This is a genomic window from Clostridium sp. TJA032, assembly GCF_058310275.1.
The window spans coordinates 61,676-83,635 of the sequence record NZ_JBZEFB010000003.1; the positions used below are offsets into that span (position 1 = coordinate 61,676).

The following is a 21,960-nucleotide window of genomic DNA, read 5'->3' on the forward strand; positions in this document are numbered from 1 at the left end:
AAGTAATCACCTAAATTACTTACTTTTTTATTTTAAATCTCATATAAAATATTGAATTATTTATATATTTTTTTGAATATTTCATATAAATTTGCAAATAACTATATATGTGATAGTTACATAAAATTTATTTTCAACATCTATCTTCCATTTATAAAATTAAAATATTAAATAAAGAGGTGTTTTAAAATGGCAATTAAAAAAAATGATAATTTTAAAGTAAAAATATCATATATAGACAAATCATCAACTTGGAATAAGTTAACTAATTTTTTAATATCATATATTATGGAAAATTATGATATTATGGAGGATTTAAAGAATGGAGAATATAACGATGGTAAATAAGGTAATAAACAATCCAAAAAACTATGCTGTTATATATGCAAGAATATCTTCTAAAAATGAAAATAACTCTATAAATGCACAAATTAATCTTGGAAAAGATGTCATATATAAAAATAACCTAATACTTTATGATACATACATAGATAAGATATCTGGAAAAACTACATCTCCTAAAGAAAGAAAAGGGTTTTCTAGACTTTTAGAAGATGCTAAAGCAGGTCTATTTAAAACTCTAGTTATATATAGACTTGATAGATTAGTTAGAAGATATGATGATTGGATTGAGACAAAAAAAATTCTCAATAGATTAGGAATTAAAATATTGTTTTCAGATACTAACCAAGCCTTATTAGAAAACTCCCCACAATCTGAATTCTTTCAAAATTTTTCTGTAATGATAGCAGAAATGGAGCCAGACACTATAAGCTTACGTGCAAATCAAGGTAAAATATTTAGAAGAAATAGTGGTGCATATACTTCTACTAAATCCCCATTTGGATATATAAAAAAACAATCTAATGATAGTAAAAAATCAAAATCTATATTTATTCAAGAGCCTATAAAACTAGCATTTATTAAGTATATATTTTTTGTTTTTCATCGCTTAATTATTGAAGAAAAAAGAAGTAGTAACTCTAATTCTCAAGCTTCAATCAATAAACTATATAATTTATTAAAAAGTACATTAGATTATATAGAATCCCATATTAATTCAAAATATATTCCTATTAGAAATAATATTAAATACCCATATTTAGAAGGTGAACTTTTTGATGTAATTAATAAATATATAAAAAAAAATGATTTAGAATATTTAAAAAAAGAGATAAGTGAAGTTAAATACTATTATTTATTTTATAAAGAAAATAATCGAAAAAAAAATTCTAATTATTTAAATTCTTGTTTAAAAAACCCTATATATGCAGGCTTTATTTTAGTAGACTCTAATCATCCATTTAAAGGCCTGTCTTACTCAACTAATAAAAAAACTGGTATTACTAATTTTAAAGAGCGTTTAGATTTGAACTCCTTTGTTAATACCAATAATTTAGTTGGAATAATTCCTTTACCTATTTTTAAAACAGTATATTCTTATATAACTTATAAAACTTTAATTAATATTGATAGAACTCCTAACTTTTTGCTTAAAGGAATCCTCATATGTTCTAAATGTAATAAAAAGCTAAAATTAATTGATGATAATTATCTATCATGTAAAGGAGCTAGATGTTATCCATTCCTAAAATATGATTTATTAAAATTTATTATTGATAAAATTATAGATAGTTGTTTATCTATAAGTCAAACACCAATGGAACAATTTATAAACAAACTATCTCGAAATATTGAAATTAAAAATCAAAATATTAAATATCAAACTTTAAGTAAATATGAAGCTATTTATAACTATCTATCTTCAAATGATTATTCTTATGTTGATAAAATACAACAAAAGGATACTGCAATAAAATCCTATATTAACTCATGCAATAAGTATAGAAATAAACTTTCTTATTTAAACCAATTATTTGATGAAGTTAATAAAATAAATAAAAAATGTAGTTCTAAACCTCAATTAGAAAATGATAGTATTCTATTACACCAAGTAAAAGAAAAAATAGTTAATCATATTATGAATAATGAAGAATTTTTTATTCCTATATTTAGTGAAATTATTAAAGAAATAAAGGTGGATATTAATTATGACCAATCTCCAATTGAAGGAAAGCTCAACATCAAATATGAATTTACGTCCTAAAAGTATAGCTATTTATACTAGAGTGTCTACTGAAAGACAGGAAAATAATAACTCTAAAGCTAATCAACTTTCAAGTATAAAGCAATATATAAGCAATCAAGGATGGAGTGATATTCCTTATGAAATATATTCTGATACTCAATCTGCTTCAATAACATCTAACTCTATTAATATTTATAATGAATCAGATACTATGAATCCTAGTATATTTTTAAGAGATGGATTAAGACGATTAATTTATGATGCTAATTATAAAAAATTTGATAAATTAATAGTTTATTCTCATGATAGATTATCTCGTGATATATATGAAAGCTTATTAATTAAGCATACTTTAAAGAAACTAAACATTGATATATTATATTCTAAAGCTGGTGAACAAATAAATTCTGAAAATCAATCTATTAATAACTTTTTTGAAAATATGCTAAGCAATATAGCTGCTCTTGAATCTAGTATTATTGGTGGAAGAGTTCTTATTGGCAATAGACATAATATATTAAATAATCTATGGGCTGGTGGTCCTGCTCCTTATGGTTATAAATTAATTGCTATTCCATCTAACCGTAAAAAAAGTAAACTTTCAATATATGCTCCAGAAGCTAGAATAGTAAAAAAAATCTTTGAATTATATACTGAAGGATATACTCCTAAAGATATAGTTCAATTTATTAAATCAGAATATAGTTACAATAAAGATAGACTTTGGACAATAAATAGTATTAAAAGTATATTAAATAATCCAGTATATACAGGAACTATAGTTTGGAATAAAAAAGGAGGCAGAAGAAACCCCAAAAAACATCCTACTAATGAATATGTTTATTCTAAATATGATGAAAATATAAGAATAATAGATGAAAAGTTGTGGAAAAAATCTTTAAACATACGAAAGCTTCAAGACGAGAACCCTAAATTTTTATCAACAGCCTTTTTACTTCAAGGAATGCTTGTGTGTAAAAGTTGTGGAAATTATTTAATTAGTAAAAATCATGGAAATTCATCTGGTAGAGTCTACTTTTGCTCTCATAATAATAAAGATAAATTTTCTAAAAAAATAAATGCTCCAACAATTACAATTAAAGCATCACTAATTCACAATATTGTTTTTAAAGAATTACTAAATCTTTATAAATCAATATTAAGTATTCCTGCATTTTTTGATGAGTTTTATTCTAACTATTTAAATAAATTAAAAGAAAAAAATAACAACCTATTAGTTCAGAAAGATGAAATTGAAAGTAATATAAACCATTGTGATGATATATTAATGAAATGCTCATCTGAAATTTCAAGATTGCTAGAACTAACTAATGTTATGAGTAAAGATATTGCTGATATTGACTATCATGAAAAAAATTTATTGTTACTTGATTCAATTAAAGAATTTAAAACTAGCCTTATTTTATCTAAGTCTCAATTAAACGATGATTTAAATAAAATAAATAGAAAGCTTTCAAAATCTATACCTAGTAAAGCTTGTTTTAAAGACTATGTAGTAAATACTTTAAAACCTATTGAAGATATACTTAGCCAAGAAAATTCAAAGATTAAAAACAGATGTTTAAGGCTATTGCTACATGAAATTATTGATAAAATAATAATTTCTGAAACATTTGAAATAGAAATAATATTTAAATAGTTACTATTATTTTTCCCAAATTAAATGAATATATATTAAAAGTATATCACTATATTTTGGGGGAAAAATGGCTAATCAACATGATAAAGTACAATTGTTTATAGCCGAAGATTCCATTGAAGATGAATCTTTACTTATAAAAAAGCTTAGTATTGCAACCATTGATTCAATTAAAGATATTCTTCCTAAAGATATTGAAACAATGAACTGTTTAATTAATAAAGTAAAATCTGATATATGAGGAGGTATTTAGTTGAAAACCGCTGCAATTTATGCTCGTCGTTCAAAAGTTGTTGAAACTGGTGATTCTATAGAAAATCAAATTCAACTTTGCACTAATTATCTTAAAAATATAGGTATAAATAATACTCTTATCTATTCAGATGAAGGCTTTTCTGGTAAAAACACAGAAAGACCTGGATTTGTTAGATTAATGAACGATGCCAAGCAAAAGAAATTTGATACTCTTGTATGTTATAAAGTTGATAGACTTAGTCGTAATATTGGTGATTTCTCAAATCTAATAAATGAACTTGAAAAAAATGAAATTTCATTTATATCAGTAATAGAACAATTTGATACTAGAGCTGCAATGGGCAAAGCCATGATGTATATTTGCTCCGTATTTAGTCAACTTGAAAGAGAAACTATATCTCAAAGGGTTTGTGATAACATGTACTCTCTTGCTACAAATGGATATTGGCTAGGTGGTGAATTTCCATTTGGTTTCAGTAGCTCTAGAAAAAATTTTACTGATTCTTCTGGTACGAATAGAAGTTACTCTGAGTTAATACCAATTGAAAAAGAAATAAATTTAGTTAAATTAATATTTAATAAATATATTGAATTAGGTAGCCTTTCTCAAGTTGAAAAATATCTACTTCAAAATAACATTAAAACTCGCCGAGGAAAAGATTGGAGTAAGGCAAGCATAAAAAATATTATTTCTAATCCTGTATATGTTAAGGCAAATGATAAAACAATAGAGTATTTTAAGTCCCAAGGAATAAAAACATATGGTGAACCTGATGACATACACGGCATATTAATTTATAAAAAACGAAAAGGTAAAAGTGGGAAAATACGTAATCCAGATGAATGGATTTATGCCGTATCTACTCATGAAGGAATTATTGATTCAGATTCTTGGTTAGAAGCACAAAAAATAGCTGAGATTAATAAATATAAAGCTCCTGCTTTAGGTAGTAGTCATAAAGCTTTACTAAGTGGAATAATTCGCTGTGCACAATGTGGAAGCTCTATGAGAGTATCATATGGGGTTCCAAATAAACTAACTAAAAAAAGAAAGCATTACTATATGTGTACTTTAAAACACAATTCGGGAAAAGTAAGGTGTGCAAGTAAAAATGTTGATGGTCCAGAAGTTGATAAATTAGTAATTAATAAGTTAAAAGAACTATCTTTAGATAAAAGTTATCTAGTTCAAAGATTAAAAGATTATAAAAAGTCTTTTGCTACTTCATCAGAAAATATTTTATCTAAAAATATTCAAAATGAAATATCTAAAAATAAAGAGCAAATAGATAACTTAGTAAATAATATTACTCTTACAGAAGACCCTCAACTTGTTCAAATATTACTTGATAAATTAACAAAATTAAAAGGTAAAAGTGTAGAGCTAACAAATTCATTAAATAAATTAAATGATGAATTAGCTAAACAAGACATTTTGATAAATAACTGTGATAATATCATACAAAAATTAAAAAACTTATCAGCTCTAATTGATGATTTAGATGTTCCACAAAAAAGAAATTTATTATCATCAGTAATTGATAAAGTTTTTGTTGATGGTGATACTGGAGCAGTGAAAATAAAATTTAAATCATTTAATTAAGGAGTATAACTATGAGTATTATTAATTTTACTATTGCTATGTATTTATCAATATTTATCCATGAACTTGGTCATTATTTGTCTTGTAAAGCCTTTAAAGTTCCTGTAAAAACCTTCTCTATAGGCTTTGGTCCTAAACTCTTTGGGTTCAAAAAATTTAATACAGACTTTAATTTTAAGCTTATTCCTATGGGTGGTTATATCTGTAATGATGATAATGATTTAAATAAAATAAATATAATCAAAGAATATATTATTATTCTTTCAGGAGTTTTTATAAATATAATAGCTGCTATTATATCATTCTCACTTTTATTAGATAAGTCTTTAATTTTTACAGTAAGTTCTATATTTACAAAAATCTTACCACAACTTTTACTTAAATTAATGAATTTATCTAATATTTTTGGTTCAGAATTTGCTTTAAGCTCTACAATTCCTGAAATATTAAACAACTCTAATTCAAATATATTCTTATTATTATTTGCTTCATTAAATTTATTTTTATTTGCTTTCAACATTTTACCATTACCTATTCTTGATGGTGGGCAATTAATAATGAGTATATTTAGACGCTGGGGAAATAAATCTCTTCACCGAAAGAATGTTACTAAAAAAATCTCTAATATTATTTACTTAATTTGCTGTATTTTATTATTGTCACCTTTATTAATAAATGAATTTTTAAGATATTTTCATCCAATTCAAATATTCTTATTTTTAGTAATAGTAATACTGATTTCTTTGTTATTTAAAGTAATTAAAGAAACTAATATATATAAAAACATAATAAAAAAATAGCTTGTAGCTAATACTACAAGCTTATTTAACCGAGGAGGATAAACATGAATACAAATGATTCTAAAAAACTTACTTCTGCATCGCATTTTTGTGATGAGAGCATCAGCTCTAAATATGAACATTCCACTATTCCATAAATAAGTGCCTTTTAATAAGAAGTCTTTTGCAACTTCTAAATTAGGCTTTTCTGTAAACCTTGCTATCTTGAAGGTAGGAATTTGTCCATTTACTCTATCACCCATTTCTATATAACCATAACCTGTTTCTGGTCTATTTGGTTCTATTCCAATGGTAACAATAGCCCTTTTTTTATCAGCAATCTCTACTGCTTGTTCTAAGGTTTGAAGATAGCTTTTATCTCCTTCTATATAGTGATCTGAAGGCAATACTATCATAACTGCATCTTTATCTTTCTTTAAAAGCTTAGCAGCTGAAAGACCTATACATGTTGCAGTTTCTTTATTAGCAGGTTCAGTAAATATATTTTCTTTCCTTATGTCTTTAAGTTCATTTCTTATCTTGTCTTCATACTCTTTATTTGTAACTACGTAAATATTATCCTTATCTATTATAGGTCTAATTCTATACACAGTATTGCTCAAAAAACTTTTACCGTTATTTTGTATACTAAGGAATTGTTTTGGGTTAGAACTTCTTGAAAGTGGATAAAGTCTAGTTCCTCTTCCTCCTGCTAAAATTAATGAGTAAAGCATTGTGCCTCCAACTCCCTTAATTGTTATAGTGTATTTTATGTGTAAAATTCCTATTATGTGAATAATAAAAAATTTAAGGCTTTAGTTAAGAAAAACCTAAACTAAAGCCTTTTACAATTCTTATTAATTTAATCTGTTTATTAAGATTTAATAAATATTTTTATTTTATCCCTATTTTAAATTAAGTAAAATAAATATTAAAATCCATTATTCTTAGAAACCTCTTTCATCCACATACCTGATTTCTTAATGGTTTTCTCTTGAGTTTCTAAATCTAAGGATATATATCCATATCTATTTTTATATGAATTTAACCATGACCAACAATCTATAGGTGTCCAAAGATGATATCCAACACAATTTGAGCCTTCTAAAATCGCCTTGTGTAACCATTGTAAATGCTCCTCTATAAATTCAATTCTATAATCATCTTCTATTATTCCTTGAGGATTTTTAAATCTATCTTCTCCTTCAACACCCATTCCATTTTCTGAAACAAACCATTTTATATTTCCATAGTTATCCTTAACATTTTTAGCTATGTCATAAATTGCCTTAGGATATATCTCCCATCCTCTATATGGATTCATTCTCTTTCCTGGCATATCATAATTATCAAAATATTTCTCTGGTGCCCAAGTTTTTTCATTATAATCTTTATTTTCTCTAGCTTTAACTCTTCTTGGTTGATAATAATTAACCCCTAAAAAATCAACAGTATTATTTTTTATTATATCTAATTCCTCTTTAGTAGAACTCCAAAGAACTCCATCTTTTTTGAAAATTTCTACTAGCTTTTTAGGAAACTCCCCTTTAACAGCAGGGTCTAAAAATAGCTCATTGAAAAATGCATTAACAAATTCAGCAGCTTCCCTATCCTCTTTAGAATTACTTCTTGCATAGGCTGGTGTTAAATTAACTATTATTCCAATTTCTCCATCTTGACCTAACTTTCTGTATTCTTCTATAGCTCTAGCAGAGGCTAAAGCTATATTATAAGCTGCTTGAATTCCTCTTTTTCCATCAACTATACAAGGATAATGCCATTTATATAAAAATTGTCCTTCAATAATAACTATAGGCTCATTAAAAGTAGCCCACTTTTTAACTCTATCTCCAAATAAACTAAAAGCAGTTTTAGCAAATTTAGCAAATAACTCTACAACATGTTTTGATTCCCATCCACCGTATTTTTCATAAAGTTCAACTGGAAGGTCAAAATGATGTAAATTCATTATTATATCTATACCATTTTCTAAACAATTGTTTATTACTTCATTATAAAATCTTACTCCATCTTCATCTGCTTCTCCAGTTTCAAAGTCTTTTATTAATCTTGTCCATTGTATTGATGTTCTAAAAGAATTTAATCCAATCTCTTTTAACATTGATAAATCTTCTTTATAGCTATTATAAAAATTTGATGCTATATTAGGACCTATTCCATTATGAAATAGCTCAGGATTTATATCAAACCAATAATCAAATACATTATCATGTTTTTTATTAAATCTACCTTCTGATTGAGGTCCTGAAGTAGCAGCACCCCACCAAAAACCCTTTGGGAAATTATATTTCATCTCTACCTCCTAATTATAATATTTTGAAATTTTTTCCTTTATTTTATTATAATTTTTTTTAGTTGTTTTTTCTACTTTTCTATTATTGATTTATTCCAAAAATTATGGATAATTTCAAGAAAAAAAAGACCTAAGAAAATCTTAGATCTTTTATAGCAAACCAAATTTTACTAGTGTATTCTATAAATTTTAATTTAAACAAATAACGTCCCCATTAAATGACCATACTTAATAAATTCTCTCAAAATTTAAATAATAAAAATACTCAATATAAATACCCTAATATCTATCATATGTCGAAAGATATCTAAGCTTCTTCCCCGTCGAAGCTTGTAAAATTGCATAAGAATAATTCCTTATTCTTAAGTTTAAAGTAAAATTTATACACATTCTAAATTAATAATCTACTTAAAGGCTCCCCCAAACCAAAAAGAAAAAAATTAACTTGAATATGATAATAATAAAATTATTGGCTTGTTAGAAGTTCATCTATAAATAACAGGCATTAGTACATAGACGTAACTTTAAAGATTGTATTCCTATTTTAAAATTTTTATAAATTGAACACTTAAATTTTAATTATTTCTCATCCGAACATTGAAAACATATACAATCTTTAATTATATTATACATAACTTTCTTAATCATTTCCATACAAATCCACTCAGTTTCTTTCATTTTTTATTTATTTCATTAATTTTTTAACAATTGTTAACTTATTTTGGAAAGGAGCATACCTAATTTTTAAATCAAAAAATGTTTTTCTATTCATAACACTCTTTTTATTAGAGAATAAATCAAAGCTATATTTACCATGATATTCTCCCATTCCACTATTTCCAACTCCACCAAAAGGTAAATAAGAAGATGAAACATGAACTACAGTATCATTTATTGTTACTCCTCCAGAGGATGTTTTTTCTAATACTTTTTCAATATTATTTTTGTTCTCAGAAAAATAATATAAAGATAAAGGTTTCTCTTTACTATTTATAATGTTTATTACTTCATCTAAACTATTAAAAGTCAAAATAGGAAGAATAGGACCAAAAATTTCTCTCTCCATAATTTTATCATTCCAATTTACTCCTCTTAAAATAGTAGGTTCTATCTGTAAAGTTTCTCTACTGTAATTTCCCCCAAAGAATAATTTATTTTTATCTATGTAAGAAATAACCCTATCAAATTCTCTTTCATTAACCATTTTAGGGTAGTCCTCAGAAAGCAAAGGATTTTCTCCAAATTGATTTTTTATTTCTAATTTTAAAGCCTTTAAAAATTCTTCCTCAATATCTTTATGAACATATATATAATCTGGTGCAACACAAGTTTGTCCAGAGTTAAGTAATTTTCCCCATATTATTCTTTTAGCTGCTAAGGAAACTTTACTTTCTTTATCAACAATACAAGGACTTTTTCCACCTAACTCTAAAGTTACGGGAGTTAAAAATTCTGAAGCAGCTTTCATAATTATCTTTCCAACAGTAGCACTGCCTGTAAAGAATATATAATCAAATCTCTCCTTTAATAAAGCCTCAACTACATCTTTTCCATTGCCTGGATCAACATGTAAAACATACTTTTCATCAAAAACTTCCTCTAAAATTTTCTTAACAATTTTAGAAGTTTCTAAAGCTGATTCTGATGGCTTTATAACCGCAGTATTACCTGCTGCTATAGCTCCAACAAGAGGTTGCATAAGTAACATAAAAGGATAATTAAAAGGACCTATTATTAAGACTACCCCATAAGGTTCTAATTTTACAAAACTATTAGCTGGGAATTGTACTAAAGGTGTTTTTACCCTCCTTTTTTTACTCCATTTTTTTATATTTTTAACTTGTAAATTTATTTCATCATAAACCATTGCTATTTCTGTAACATAAGCTTCAAAACTAGATTTTTTTAAATCTTTCTGTAAAGCATAAAATATATTTTCTTCTTCTTTTTTTAATACTTCTTTTAACTTTTTTAATTTTTCTATTCTAAAATCTATATTTTTGGTTTCTCCTAAGGAAAAATATTCTCTTTGATTATTTATTTTATCTCTTAATAATTCCAAAACTCTTCCTCCCTCTTTATTCCAAAGTTCCTTTTTACTTATTATATATCTAAATTCTTCAATAATAAAATAAATACCAAAAAATAAAAAATGTATCAAAATATTTTGATACATTTTTTTATTTCTCAAAGTTAAAAATTATAAATCAATCCTTCTTTTAAATATTCGTAAGGTATTTTAAACTCTCTAATTCCTGAAGAATAGGGTGCTATTTCATATAACTGAAAATATATTACTATGGCATCCTCTAGTAAATAATAATCTTGATTTTCATTAATCCCTTTAAACACTTCTCCTCCATCAAAATAAAGTTCCTTTTCTTTTTTTATATCTTCCTTAATTTTTTCATCTATTTTTAATTTATAATCAAAATTATCTTTAAAAAGATTTTTAAGCTTTAAAACTTTCCCATTTTTCAAATTATAATTATAGCTAATTTTAGTAGTCAACCCATGAGCACCACCAGTATACTGATAGTAATCCATATTAATACTTAATAAATCATTTTTAGAAAAATAATTATAATTAGTATAAGCTTCAAACTTTTTAATATCCTTATTTAAATTTTCTTTTTTATTATGTTCTTCCTTCTTTAAAAGCTTAATATCTTCTATCCATTCTAAAGTATAATCTTCTATTGCCTTATTTATATTATCAGCAATCCCTTTATCCTCTAATAAAACTACTGGATATTTAACCTTAATATCATATTCTTCCGTACTTTCCTTTACTGTTTTCTCTAATAATTTTTCACAATTTAAACTTTTACCAAAAACTATTGAAGTAAAAGAAAAAATTAAAATAGAAAGCAGTAAAAAAGTTTTCTTAAAAGTCATAACTAAACCTCCCTTTTAGTTTAAATTAAACACTTTTATTTTTCTCTTAAGTGCTATAATTATGTATAAACAAAAGATTTTTAATTAACAATGAAAGGAGTGTTATAAATGAACTTTATTATTATTATTTTGATTTTTGTCCTTTTAATTTTATTCTTCTATTTTGGGACAGGCTATTATGTTTTTAGCTCTACAGTTACTAGAAAATTACATGATATTAATAAAAGTTACAATAGATATGTTGAAAATAATCTCTTTGATGAAGCTTTATATAACTCTGCCTGTAAGGAAGATATTACTTTAAAATCCTTTGATGGAATTGATTTAACATCTACCTTTATAAAAAGTAAAAAACCTTCAAAAAAGTTTGTAATATTAGTTCATGGAGTGTCTATATGTTATGTGGGTTCTTTAAAATACTTTGATATGTTTTATAAAGATGATTTCAACATTTTAATTGTTAATCAAAGAAGACATGGAAAAAGTGGAGGAAAATATTCTACTTACGGATTTTATGAAAAATATGATATAAATCTGTGGATAAATTATCTTAAAGAAAAATTTGGTGATGATATAATACTAGGTCTGCATGGTGAATCTATGGGTGCTGGTACAGTTATGGAAACTATTCCTCTAAGTAATTTTATAAAATTTGTAATTGAAGATTGTGGGTATTCAAACTTTGAAGAACTTTTAGCTTTTCAAATAACAGAAAATTTTAAATATAGAATTATTAGAAAAATTCTTATGCCAAGCCTTGTATTTGCAAATTTTCTTATGAAATCTAAAGCTAAATTTTCTATGAAAGACATAGTACCTATAAAAATAATAGAAGAAAGTACTATTCCTATAATGTTTATACATGGAAAAGAAGATTATTTTGTTCCTTGGTACATGGGATTAGATTTATATAAAGCTAAGAAAAAAGGACTTAAAGAACTTTATTTAGTGGAAGGGGCAAAACATGCTGAATCATTAGAAGTAAATAAAATTCTTTATGAAAAGAAGGTTATGGATTTCGTAAAAAAAGCTCTTGATTTGTATAAATAACTTATAAATAAAATTTATTATCTAAAACTGAGATTTAAATCTCAGTTTTTTTATTAAAATAAATTATTTCTAAATATTTCAATTTAAAATAAAATCTTTAAAAATAATTAAGATTTTCTATATAAATTTTTAAGATTATTTATAAAAATTCTTTCATTTATTTTCATATGATTGTAAATAAAAAACAATTTTTAAAAATTATAATAAATATAAAGAGTTATTTCTTTACAATACATAATGATTGGAGATTTTACAATGAAAGAAAATATATGGTTAAGTTCTTTTCTAAACTTTTCTTTAAAAATTTTGTTTTTATTAGTATTATTAGGAAGTATTAGATATTTAAATTTTAATTGTGATATTTCATCCACTTCAGTAATACTTTCTTTAATAACAATTTCCTTAATACTATTTGTATTCTTCTATATAAAAAAAGGCTATAACAGAAAATTTTTAATTTTTTTCATCATATTTATTGCCTTTATATTTAGAGTTCTATGGTTTTTAAATATAGATAGTATTCCCATAGGTGATTTTAATAGAATGTTTATTTGTTCTGGTGAATTTTTAAATGGTTCAAATTATATGTTTAAAGGAACTTCTTACTTCGCAAGATTTCCACATATGTCTTTAACAGTTTTATATTTCTCATTGATTAGAAATTTTTTTAGCAATCCACTTGTAATTATCCGTATCATAAATTTATTATTTTCAATGTTTAATGTAATTTTAATCTATTTAATATCTAAAGAAATTTTTAAAGACAAGAATAAAAGCATCTGGGCCTTATTAATAAGCTCTTTATATCCTCCTATGATACTATATAACAATGTTTATTGTTCAGAAAATATAGCACTTCCCTTATTGCTACTTAGTGTTCTTATGTTTTTTAAATCAATAAATAAAAAACAAAGTCTATTATATTTAGTTTTTTGTGGAATATTTTTAGGTTTATCTCATCTTTTTAGACCAAATGGCTATGTTTTTATAGTAGCTTATTTAATGTACATATGTATTTATTTCAAAGAAAAGATTAATATTAAATTTAAAAAAGTTATAGTAACTTTATTTTCTTTTGTGCTTCCTATTGTTTTAGTTAGTACAATTCTTATTAAATTAAATATAACAGAGTTTCCTCTTTGGCATGGTACAGAGCCTATGAGTATTTCTATTCTAAAAGGCACTAATATATCTTCTGATGGTAAATGGAATTATGAAGATTCTCAAATATTTCAAAAATATAATGGTGATTATAATAAAGTAAATAGTGCTGCTAAAGAAATAATTAAAAATAGATTAGTAAATACACCTAAAATAGAACTTGCTAAATTCTATGTTTCAAAATTTATACGTTTATGGAATAATGGAAGTTTTGCTGGAGATTATTGGTCTGAAGCTGGATTAGATAGTGCTTATAATAAGGATTACTATCTAAAAATATTAAAAAAAGAAAATGCAGATATGAAAATAAGAATTAGTAAAGAAGGAGCATTCTATACTCAAAGTTTCTATATTATACTGCTTTTACTATCATATATTGGGATATATAAAAATAAATCAAAAAGAAAAAAATCAATAGATTTACTTTATATACTTTTTGGTGGTATGTCAATTCAATTATTAATTATAGAGGCACAGGAAAGATATGCTTATCCTTTGTCATGGATATTTATAATACTTGCTACAACAGCCTTTAAATCTGAATCAGATAAGGAGGCTTTAAGTTATGAATAATATTAAATATATAATAAAATTATTAAGACCAAAGCATTGGATAAAAAACCTATTTGTATTTGGTCCAATAATTTTCTCAAATAACTTTTTAAATATGCATTTAATAATTAATAACATACTTACTTTTATATCATTCTGTTTTATATCATCTACAGTTTATATTCTAAATGACATAGTAGATATAGATAAAGATAAAAATCATCCTCAAAAATGTAAGAGGCCTTTAGCTAGTGGTAAAGTTAGTATTTTTACTGCCATAATAGTTGGAATAATACTTTGTACAGTATCTTTAATAATCTCTTTCAATTTAAATATTCATATATTTATTATCATAATAATTTATTTGATAAATAATATAGCATACTCATTTAAATTAAAAAATTTAATTATTATAGATGTATTCTCAATAGCCTTTGGATTTATACTTAGAGTATTGGCTGGAAGCTTTGCTACTGGAGTACCTGCATCAAGCTGGATAATTTTATGTACCCTATTCTTATCATTATTTTTAGATTTTAGTAAAAGAAGAAATGAAGTTATATCCTTAGGAAAAAATGCAAGTAGTCATAGAAAAAATTTATCTAAATATAATATCAAATTTTTAGATAAAATAATCAATATATCATTAACTTGTACAATAGTTTTTTATTCAATATATTGTATTTTAGGAACCTCCTCAAACTTATTTATTTGGACAAGTATCTTGGTAATTTTGGGAATAATAAGATATTATTATCTAATTTACTTTGAGGCTAAATTTGATAACCCTACTGATTTAATATTAAAAGATAAACAATTAATATTTATAATTTTATTATGGGGAATTTCTTGTCTAGTAATACTTAACTTATAAAAATATGTTTAATTTATAAATAAAAAACTTACAAACACTAATAATTTAAGTGATTGTAAGTTTTTTATATTGTCTTAGATTGATGCCTCTTCAGTTTTTAATGATTTTCTAGTTAATTTATTTATTTCATTTAGCTCTTTTTCAGTTAAATATCTCCACTCTCCTATATCTAACCCTTCTAATGAAACATTCATTATTCTTATTCTTTCTAACTTTATTACCTCATAACCAAAATACTGACACATTCTTCTTATTTGTCTGTTTAATCCTTGAGTTAATATTATTCTAAAAGAATTTTCACCTTCTTTTTTAACAAAACACTTCTTAGTAACTTTACCTAACACAGGAACCCCATTTCCCATGCCTTTTATAAAATCTTTAGTTACAGGTTTATTTACAGTTACAATATATTCTTTTTCATGGTTGTTTCCAGCTCTTAATATTTTATTTACTATATCTCCATCATTAGTCATAAATATTAAGCCTTGAGAATCTTTATCTAATCTTCCTATTGGGAAAATTCTTTTCTTATGATTTATAAAATCTACAATATTTCCTTTTACCTTGTGTTCAGTAGTACAAGTTATACCTACTGGCTTATTTAATGCAATATACACTAATTCATTTTCACTTTTTATAGGTTTACCATCTATATATACTTTCTGACCTTTTAAAACCTTCATTCCCATGGTAGCCTTAATATTATCTATCTTAACTCTGCCCTGTTCTATAAGCTTATCTGCCTCTCTCCTTGAGCAAAAGCCTGTTTCACTTATATACTTATTTAGCCTAACTTCATCTCTAACTTCATCCTTATTTGATACTATAATCGTATTATTTTCTGAAGCTTTTTTTGCTAAATTGCTTTTCTTAAAATTATTTTTCTTATGAACTCTTTTATTTATAAAATCTGAATTACTTTTAGTTTTAAAATCTTTATTTTTCTTATTACTATTTCTTAATGTTTTTCTCACTATGAATAATCCCTTCCTTTTTTAATTTTTCTTTTCATAGCCTGAATTATTTATTTTTATTCTAAAATTATTCGTTGTATTATCATCTTTATTTACGCTTTCAACATAATTAGTTACCTTATTTAAATCAACAGTATCAACCATTTTACCAGTAATATAAACATCTACAATTCTGTTTGGTGGAAGCATATCCTCTTGTTCAAAACCTTTTAAAATAGCTATCATTCCATCATCAAACTTTTTATTATCTAGCTTAAGTTCTGTTACTAAGATATTTCCCTTTTCAGTTGGAGAATAACAATATACTATTCTATCAAATCTATTTATTCCTAATTTAACCTTTGAAGTACCTTGAATTAATATTGTTGTTTCTTGTTGTTTATACATATAAGTAAAAGCACAAGTAAAAATAATAACTATTATAGAAGCAAATATTATTATTTTTTTATAGTGTCTAAAGGTCTTTTTTTCTCTTCCTGAAAGCTCTTCACCTAATTTATTTTCTGACCTTGTTTTTATTCTTATAAAGTCTCCATCTCTAGTTAATATTATGCTCCCCTTCTTACTTTCTAAAAGAACTAATCCTTTATATAAAGTTTCTTCCCCCTCAGAACCTCTTATTACAGATAAGGTTTCTAAATCTCTAAAATTTATATTTAAATACATTGCTAAATTAGTATAGTTTGCATTATATAATAAAAGCAAGTAAGCTATTAAATAATTTGACCAATCAATTATTTGTTCATTTGAAAAACCTGTTTTCTTAGCAATAATTTTTGTTTTTAATTCTTTTCTTATTAAAATCTTTCTTAATAATACTTCTTCATCAATTAAATAATACGCTATATTAAGAATTTTATTTCTATCCTCAAGATTAAATCTTTCATTAGCTAGGGTTTTTAAATCAACATTAAATTCCTTAAGTTCTCTTTTAAAAGCAATTATTTCTTTTTTTAGCACACTTTTTTCTAAGTTTCTTTTTACACTTCTAGTAGAAAACATATATTTATCTTTTCTAAAAGTTAATTCGCTCACTAAAGCTACACTCCTTTATGTTTATTTTACAAAAAATAAGACTAAGTATAAACCCAGTCTTATTGTACTAACTTTCCTTTAACTATAACCCTATTTTTTGCATCCTTTGTACATGTAACTATTGTTATAGTAGCATCTTTTGTAGGATTTAAAGCTTCCGTTTCATTTGGAGTAACCTCATACATATCTGTTACTTCGTAAGTATACTCTTTACCATTATAAGTAACAATAATCTTATCTCCTTTTTGTAACTTATCAATATCCTTAAAAGCTTGACCAAAATATGATATTCTATGACCTGCTATAGCAAAATTTCCTTTTTGTCCTGGCATTGGTGAACCTGGGAAATGTCCTACAACATATTTTATATCATTATAACTAACTCCTTCTATTATCCCTATCTCTAAGTTTAATCTAGGTATATTTAAAATTCCTATACCCTTACCATCCTCAAGCTGTGCTTTTTCTGGAGTTTTATTATCTTTATTTTCTGTAGTATCCGTATTACTTTTATCACTACTTTCACTATTACTACTTTCACTATTATTATTATTTGCAGGTAATTCTTTCTTATTTTCTTCTCCCTCTGGAACATCAAACTGTAAGTTCTTAAAACTTTCTAAAACTGCTTGTTGTTGCTTATAAGTATCATATTTCATCCAAACAGTTAAGCCAACTAAGCCTATACCTACAACAATCAATAAAATACCAAGTATGTTTCTGATTTTTCCCCACATATAAAAATTCACCCTTTCAACTCAAAGTATCTTATAAATAATCTTATATAAAATTATTAATTTATTTTTCTTCTACTAAATCTCAATTTATTATACCATAGCAACACTTTATATCTATATATTTTTTTACATATAAGTATATTTTTTAACAAATAAAATTTATAAATATATTTAATTACGTATGTAAAGCTATAATAATTTATAAACTTTATATATAATGTAAACATACAAACTTTAAAATAAATTACGAGGTGATTAATATGAGAATAGGAATGGGATATGATGTTCATAAGCTAGTTGAAAATAGAGACCTTATATTAGGTGGCATAAAAATTCCATATGAAAAAGGGCTTTTAGGACATTCAGATGCTGATGTTTTACTTCACGCCATAATGGATTCCTTACTAGGTGCTGCTGCTTTAGGAGATATTGGTAAACACTTTCCTGATACAGACCCTAAATATAAGGGAGCAAATAGTTTAAAACTATTAGAATTTGTTGGCAAACTTTTAGAAGAAAATAATTATAAAATTTGCAATATAGATTCAACTATAATAGCTCAAAAACCTAAAATGGCACCTTATATACTTACCATGAGAGAAAATATTGCTAAAGTATTAAAAATAAATTTAAATCAAATAAACATAAAAGCTACAACTGAAGAAGGACTTGGCTTTACAGGCTCAGGTGAAGGAATTTCTTCTCAAAGTATCTGTCTTTTATGTAATTAAAAATAAAAAAACTTACAATCTATATTAAGATAAAATAATAATCTTAAAATAAGATTGTAAGTTTTTTTAGCCCCAATTTAAATAAAAAATACTAAACTTAATTTTTTAAGCTACCTCAAGCTCCTCATTATTTTTAGTCTGTCCTTTCTTTTGGAAAAATGCTATAAATATTATTGCACTTATTCCCATTAAGTATGGATAAAATAAAAATTTCATTATTTCAAAGGAACTTAAGCCTGTTAAAGCTGCTGCTGACATAAGTTGAGCACCATAAGGAATTATTCCTTGAACTGCACAAGAAAACATATCTAATATTCCTGCAATTCTTTTTGAATCTAAATTATATTTATCTGAAATATCTTTTGCTAAAGGTCCTACTGTAACTATAGCAATTGTATTATTTGCTGTACATGCATCAACTAAACTTACTAATAATCCAATACCAAACTCAGCACCTTTTTTACCGTTTATTCTCTTTGTAACTAAGTTTAAAACGTAATCTATTCCTCCGTTTGCCTTTATTATTTCAACAATTCCTCCAATAATTATTGAAATTAGTATAAGCTCACTCATTCCACCTATACCAGTTGATATTGAAGTAAAGAATGTTTTTACATCTAAAGAACCTGTAAAAAATCCAATAGCACCTGCTAAAACTATTCCCCCTGATAAAACAGCTATTACATTAGCTCCCATCAAAGCTGCTATTAATATTCCTAAATAAGGAATTATTTTTATAAAATTATAATCATAATGTCCTACTGAAGTATTAGCTCCACTTCCTAAAACCGTATATATAATAATAACTAAAATTGCAGCTGGTAATATAACCTTAAAATTAACTTTAAACTTGTCCTTCATTGCACAGCCCTGTGTTTTTGTAGCTGCTATTGTTGTATCAGAAATCATTGAAAGATTGTCTCCAAACATAGCACCTCCAACTACGGCACCTACAATAAGTGGTAAAGCTATATCTGTTTTATCTGAAATCCCCATTGCAATAGGAACGATAGCTGCTATAGTTCCCATTGATGTACCTAAAGATATAGCTATAAATGATGATATTACAAATATACCTGCAACTAATATATTTTTAGGTAATATTGTTAATCCTAAATTTACTGTAGACTCTACAGCTCCCATGCTTTTAGCTACTTCTGCAAATGCACCAGCTAATATAAATATTAAGCACATTAAAATTATATTACTATTTCCTGCCCCTTTACAAAATATCTCTACGTTCTTTTCAAGTCCTCTTTTTCTATTTGTAAATATTCCAAATAAAACTGCGATTATTCCTGGAACTAAAACAGATACAGAGTAGAAGTCTTTCATTACTAATGAAGTTCCCAAATAAATAGCTACAAAAATTATTAATGGTAATAATGCTGAAAACTTTCCTTTTTTCATTTTTTTCCTCCTAATCTTAATCTATTTAATAAATCTATCTTTATCCTACAAAATAAAAAAACTCCTATCCTATGATAGAAGTTATTATTCTTACAGATTCGCATTCTTATCTCTCAGTTTCTACCGCAGGATTTAGCACCGCTATAAATCTTTGCATAAGAAAGCATACTGACTTATTTAAAAGTTTAAATCAGTATTATTTTAACCGCAAAGAATTACCGGTTGCTGGGTTTCACAGGGCCAGTCCCTCCACCTCTCTTGATAAGATTTATTAAATTTTGTTTTTTTAATATTATCATTCTAAAATTACTTTGTCAAATAAATTATATGACATTAATAATTTATTTACTTATTAATTTATATAACAATGCTTCTAATAATATGCCTTCATTTTTTGGATAATTAAACTTTTCGCTATACTCTATTGCTTCTGCAATAAAATCACAAGATTTTTCTAAAGCCTTCTTAACATCCTCTCCTTTTAATATCCATCCGATTAAAAGTGAAGCAAAGGTATCACCTGTCCCACAATAAAAAGCATTTATTTTTTTATGAGAGTATGTATAAAAAATCTTCTCCTTCTTATCATAGAGTACAGTATCAATATATTCATCACCTTTTGAACTTGATACACTTGTTATTATACTTATTCTAGGTCCTAATTCACTTAAATCTATTAAATACTCCTTTATCTCCTCTTCACTTAAATATTCTTTATATTCTCTTCCTAAAAGAAAAGAGGCTTCTGTTAAATTTGGAGTTATTATATGTGCATCTTTTATAAGTTCTCTCATTTCTTCAATTATTTCAAAACTCATGCCATCATAAAGCTTTCCCCCATCAGCCATTACAGGGTCTATAAGAACTAAAGTATTCTTCTCTTTAAATTCTTTTATAAAACTCTTTACAAAATTAACTTGCTTAGGGTCTGCTAAATAACCACTATATATACATTTAAAATCTAGATTTAATTTTTTCCAATGTTCTTTAGTTTCATATATAAAATCTGTTAAATCCCTAAAAGCTGGTTTTCCAAAGCCATCTGTATGAGTTGACAAAACTGCTGTAGGCAAAGGACACACTTGATTTCCCATTGAAGATAACACAGGTATTATTGTTGCTAAAGCCGCTCTTCCATAGCAAGACATATCATGAATTGCAGCAATTTTATTTACAGGATTCATCTTTATTCCTCCTTAAAATTTTAATAAATAAACTTTATGCTTTTTTAATATTATATCAGTTTAATAATATAATACTAATTTACTTTTTAGTATTTTAAAATTTATTATAAAAAAAAGCATCGCCTAAATAGACGATGCTTGGTGCACCATCAGGGATTCGAACCCTGGACTCCCTGATTAAGAGTCAGGTGCTCTACCAACTGAGCTAATGGTGCATATTATATTTTTAAGCATTATTTTACAAATAAACCTTAAAAAATGGAGCGGGTACCGGGAATCGAACCCGGGTATCCAGCTTGGAAGGCTGGTGTTCTACCATTGAACTACACCCGCAAATACATTTATATATTAACATAACATTAATATCTTGTCAAGTTTAACCAATTAAATGGCTGGGATAGCAGGATTCGAACCTGCGAATGACGGAGTCAAAGTCCGTTGCCTTACCGCTTGGCGATATCCCAATATGGTGTACCTTAAGGGATTCGAACCCCTGACCCACGGCTTAGAAGGCCGTTGCTCTATCCAGCTGAGCTAAAGATACAAACTTGAACTAACAAAAATTATTATACATATTTATTTAAATATTGTCAACAATTTTTTAATTTATTATGTTATGTTAATCAATTCAAGTCTTTACCACATAAAAAAAAT

General features: G+C 25.5%; 18 protein-coding genes, 4 tRNA genes, 1 pseudogene and 1 riboswitch. Of the genes and pseudogenes, 10 read left to right on the plus strand and 13 right to left on the minus strand.

What is annotated here, in order from left to right; all coding sequences use genetic code 11:
• The first annotated feature begins 189 nt into the window (after positions 1–189).
• The 6 genes from AC4FRL_RS08575 to AC4FRL_RS08600 all read left to right on the plus strand — a co-directional run bounded on the left by AC4FRL_RS08575 (position 190) and on the right by AC4FRL_RS08600 (position 6,407).
• A complete protein-coding gene (locus AC4FRL_RS08575) occupies positions 190–348 on the plus strand; it encodes a hypothetical protein (protein ID WP_491139822.1) in 159 nt (52 codons plus the stop codon).
• Positions 323–2,107: a recombinase family protein gene (locus tag AC4FRL_RS08580; RefSeq protein ID WP_491139823.1), complete on the plus strand. Its 1,785-nt coding sequence runs from the start codon at positions 323–325 to the stop codon at positions 2,105–2,107. Before AC4FRL_RS08575 ends, AC4FRL_RS08580 begins: the two co-directional genes overlap by 26 nt.
• Entirely contained in the window at positions 2,052–3,749 is a 1,698-nt protein-coding gene (locus tag AC4FRL_RS08585) for a recombinase family protein (RefSeq protein WP_491139824.1), read from the plus strand. Before AC4FRL_RS08580 ends, AC4FRL_RS08585 begins: the two co-directional genes overlap by 56 nt.
• Before the next feature lie 67 nt (positions 3,750–3,816).
• Positions 3,817–3,990, plus strand: coding sequence for a hypothetical protein (locus AC4FRL_RS08590; protein WP_011591118.1), 174 nt, complete (start codon positions 3,817–3,819; stop codon positions 3,988–3,990).
• Positions 3,991–4,002: 12 nt separating this feature from the next.
• A complete protein-coding gene (locus AC4FRL_RS08595; RefSeq protein ID WP_491139825.1) occupies positions 4,003–5,607 on the plus strand; it encodes a recombinase family protein in 1,605 nt (534 codons plus the stop codon).
• A gap of 11 nt (positions 5,608–5,618) precedes the next feature.
• Positions 5,619–6,407, plus strand: coding sequence for a site-2 protease family protein (locus tag AC4FRL_RS08600; protein WP_491139826.1), 789 nt, complete (start codon positions 5,619–5,621; stop codon positions 6,405–6,407).
• 83 nt (positions 6,408–6,490) lie between these two features.
• Here AC4FRL_RS08600 and AC4FRL_RS08605 read toward each other — a convergent pair.
• The 4 genes and pseudogenes from AC4FRL_RS08605 to AC4FRL_RS08620 form a co-directional block, all read right to left on the minus strand.
• Positions 6,491–7,120 (minus strand): annotated as a pseudogene (locus tag AC4FRL_RS08605) (mannose-1-phosphate guanylyltransferase); the annotation flags it as partial.
• A gap of 197 nt (positions 7,121–7,317) precedes the next feature.
• Positions 7,318–8,700 (minus strand): 6-phospho-beta-glucosidase GmuD, encoded by a 1,383-nt coding sequence (gene gmuD, locus AC4FRL_RS08610; protein WP_491139827.1) that lies wholly within the window; start codon positions 8,698–8,700, stop codon positions 7,318–7,320.
• Between the two features lie 685 nt (positions 8,701–9,385).
• On the minus strand, positions 9,386–10,762 hold the full coding sequence (locus AC4FRL_RS08615; RefSeq protein WP_491139828.1) for an aldehyde dehydrogenase: 1,377 nt from the start codon (positions 10,760–10,762) through the stop codon (positions 9,386–9,388).
• 131 nt (positions 10,763–10,893) lie between these two features.
• The gene (locus AC4FRL_RS08620) at positions 10,894–11,598 is read right to left on the minus strand and encodes a DUF3298 and DUF4163 domain-containing protein (RefSeq protein ID WP_491139829.1); all 705 of its coding nucleotides are present in this window, start codon (positions 11,596–11,598) and stop codon (positions 10,894–10,896) included.
• 108 nt (positions 11,599–11,706) lie between these two features.
• Here AC4FRL_RS08620 and AC4FRL_RS08625 point away from each other — a divergent pair, with 108 nt between their 5' ends.
• The 3 genes from AC4FRL_RS08625 (at position 11,707) to AC4FRL_RS08635 (ending at position 15,235) form a co-directional block, all read left to right on the plus strand.
• Entirely contained in the window at positions 11,707–12,648 is a 942-nt protein-coding gene (locus AC4FRL_RS08625; RefSeq protein ID WP_491139830.1) for an alpha/beta hydrolase, read from the plus strand.
• 255 nt (positions 12,649–12,903) lie between these two features.
• Positions 12,904–14,382 carry a glycosyltransferase family 39 protein gene (locus AC4FRL_RS08630; protein ID WP_491139831.1) on the plus strand — a complete coding sequence of 493 codons (1,479 nt, stop codon included), beginning with the start codon at positions 12,904–12,906 and terminating at the stop codon, positions 14,380–14,382.
• Positions 14,375–15,235, plus strand: a complete 861-nt coding sequence (locus AC4FRL_RS08635; RefSeq protein WP_491139832.1) for a decaprenyl-phosphate phosphoribosyltransferase — start codon at positions 14,375–14,377, stop codon at positions 15,233–15,235. Before AC4FRL_RS08630 ends, AC4FRL_RS08635 begins: the two co-directional genes overlap by 8 nt.
• Before the next feature lie 74 nt (positions 15,236–15,309).
• Here the strand turns inward: AC4FRL_RS08635 and rluF are convergent, their stop codons facing one another.
• From rluF to AC4FRL_RS08650, 3 genes are all read right to left on the minus strand, one after another.
• Positions 15,310–16,065 (minus strand): 23S rRNA pseudouridine(2604) synthase RluF, encoded by a 756-nt coding sequence (rluF, locus tag AC4FRL_RS08640; protein WP_491139947.1) that lies wholly within the window; start codon positions 16,063–16,065, stop codon positions 15,310–15,312.
• A gap of 165 nt (positions 16,066–16,230) precedes the next feature.
• Positions 16,231–17,244 (minus strand): anti-sigma factor domain-containing protein, encoded by a 1,014-nt coding sequence (locus AC4FRL_RS08645; protein ID WP_491139834.1) that lies wholly within the window; start codon positions 17,242–17,244, stop codon positions 16,231–16,233.
• 59 nt (positions 17,245–17,303) lie between these two features.
• Positions 17,304–17,981: a class D sortase gene (locus AC4FRL_RS08650; RefSeq protein WP_491139835.1), complete on the minus strand. Its 678-nt coding sequence runs from the start codon at positions 17,979–17,981 to the stop codon at positions 17,304–17,306.
• Between the two features lie 260 nt (positions 17,982–18,241).
• Between AC4FRL_RS08650 and ispF the strand changes: the two genes are divergently transcribed.
• Positions 18,242–18,712, plus strand: a complete 471-nt coding sequence (ispF, locus tag AC4FRL_RS08655; protein WP_491139836.1) for a 2-C-methyl-D-erythritol 2,4-cyclodiphosphate synthase — start codon at positions 18,242–18,244, stop codon at positions 18,710–18,712.
• A gap of 105 nt (positions 18,713–18,817) precedes the next feature.
• On the opposite strand, the gene AC4FRL_RS08660 is transcribed toward ispF, so the two are convergent.
• The 6 genes from AC4FRL_RS08660 to AC4FRL_RS08685 form a co-directional block, all read right to left on the minus strand.
• Entirely contained in the window at positions 18,818–20,122 is a 1,305-nt protein-coding gene (locus AC4FRL_RS08660; RefSeq protein WP_491139837.1) for a Na+/H+ antiporter NhaC family protein, read from the minus strand.
• A gap of 103 nt (positions 20,123–20,225) precedes the next feature.
• Positions 20,226–20,390: riboswitch (SAM riboswitch) on the minus strand.
• 73 nt (positions 20,391–20,463) lie between these two features.
• A complete protein-coding gene (locus AC4FRL_RS08665) occupies positions 20,464–21,306 on the minus strand; it encodes a pyridoxamine kinase (protein WP_491139838.1) in 843 nt (280 codons plus the stop codon).
• 139 nt (positions 21,307–21,445) lie between these two features.
• Positions 21,446–21,521: transfer RNA gene (locus tag AC4FRL_RS08670), tRNA-Lys, on the minus strand.
• Between the two features lie 44 nt (positions 21,522–21,565).
• Positions 21,566–21,639, minus strand: a tRNA-Gly gene (locus tag AC4FRL_RS08675).
• A gap of 56 nt (positions 21,640–21,695) precedes the next feature.
• Positions 21,696–21,770 (minus strand) — tRNA-Gln (locus AC4FRL_RS08680).
• Positions 21,771–21,773: 3 nt separating this feature from the next.
• A tRNA-Arg gene (locus AC4FRL_RS08685) sits at positions 21,774–21,850 on the minus strand.
• Positions 21,851–21,960 lie beyond the last annotated feature (110 nt).

Excerpts from the sequence above, each read along its gene's own strand:
- AC4FRL_RS08575 (WP_491139822.1), top strand. The coding sequence starts at position 190 with ATGGCAATTAAAAAAAATGATAATTTTAAAGTAAAAATATCATATATA.
- AC4FRL_RS08580 (WP_491139823.1), top strand. The coding sequence starts at position 323 with ATGGAGAATATAACGATGGTAAATAAGGTAATAAACAATCCAAAAAAC.
- AC4FRL_RS08585 (WP_491139824.1), top strand. The coding sequence starts at position 2,052 with ATGACCAATCTCCAATTGAAGGAAAGCTCAACATCAAATATGAATTTA.
- AC4FRL_RS08590 (WP_011591118.1), top strand. The coding sequence starts at position 3,817 with ATGGCTAATCAACATGATAAAGTACAATTGTTTATAGCCGAAGATTCC.
- AC4FRL_RS08600 (WP_491139826.1), top strand. The coding sequence starts at position 5,619 with ATGAGTATTATTAATTTTACTATTGCTATGTATTTATCAATATTTATC.
- gmuD (WP_491139827.1), bottom strand. The coding sequence starts at position 8,700 with ATGAAATATAATTTCCCAAAGGGTTTTTGGTGGGGTGCTGCTACTTCA.
- AC4FRL_RS08620 (WP_491139829.1), bottom strand. The coding sequence starts at position 11,598 with ATGACTTTTAAGAAAACTTTTTTACTGCTTTCTATTTTAATTTTTTCT.
- AC4FRL_RS08625 (WP_491139830.1), top strand. The coding sequence starts at position 11,707 with ATGAACTTTATTATTATTATTTTGATTTTTGTCCTTTTAATTTTATTC.
- AC4FRL_RS08630 (WP_491139831.1), top strand. The coding sequence starts at position 12,904 with ATGAAAGAAAATATATGGTTAAGTTCTTTTCTAAACTTTTCTTTAAAA.
- AC4FRL_RS08635 (WP_491139832.1), top strand. The coding sequence starts at position 14,375 with ATGAATAATATTAAATATATAATAAAATTATTAAGACCAAAGCATTGG.
- AC4FRL_RS08650 (WP_491139835.1), bottom strand. The coding sequence starts at position 17,981 with ATGTGGGGAAAAATCAGAAACATACTTGGTATTTTATTGATTGTTGTA.
- ispF (WP_491139836.1), top strand. The coding sequence starts at position 18,242 with ATGAGAATAGGAATGGGATATGATGTTCATAAGCTAGTTGAAAATAGA.
- AC4FRL_RS08660 (WP_491139837.1), bottom strand. The coding sequence starts at position 20,122 with ATGAAAAAAGGAAAGTTTTCAGCATTATTACCATTAATAATTTTTGTA.
- AC4FRL_RS08665 (WP_491139838.1), bottom strand. The coding sequence starts at position 21,306 with ATGAATCCTGTAAATAAAATTGCTGCAATTCATGATATGTCTTGCTAT.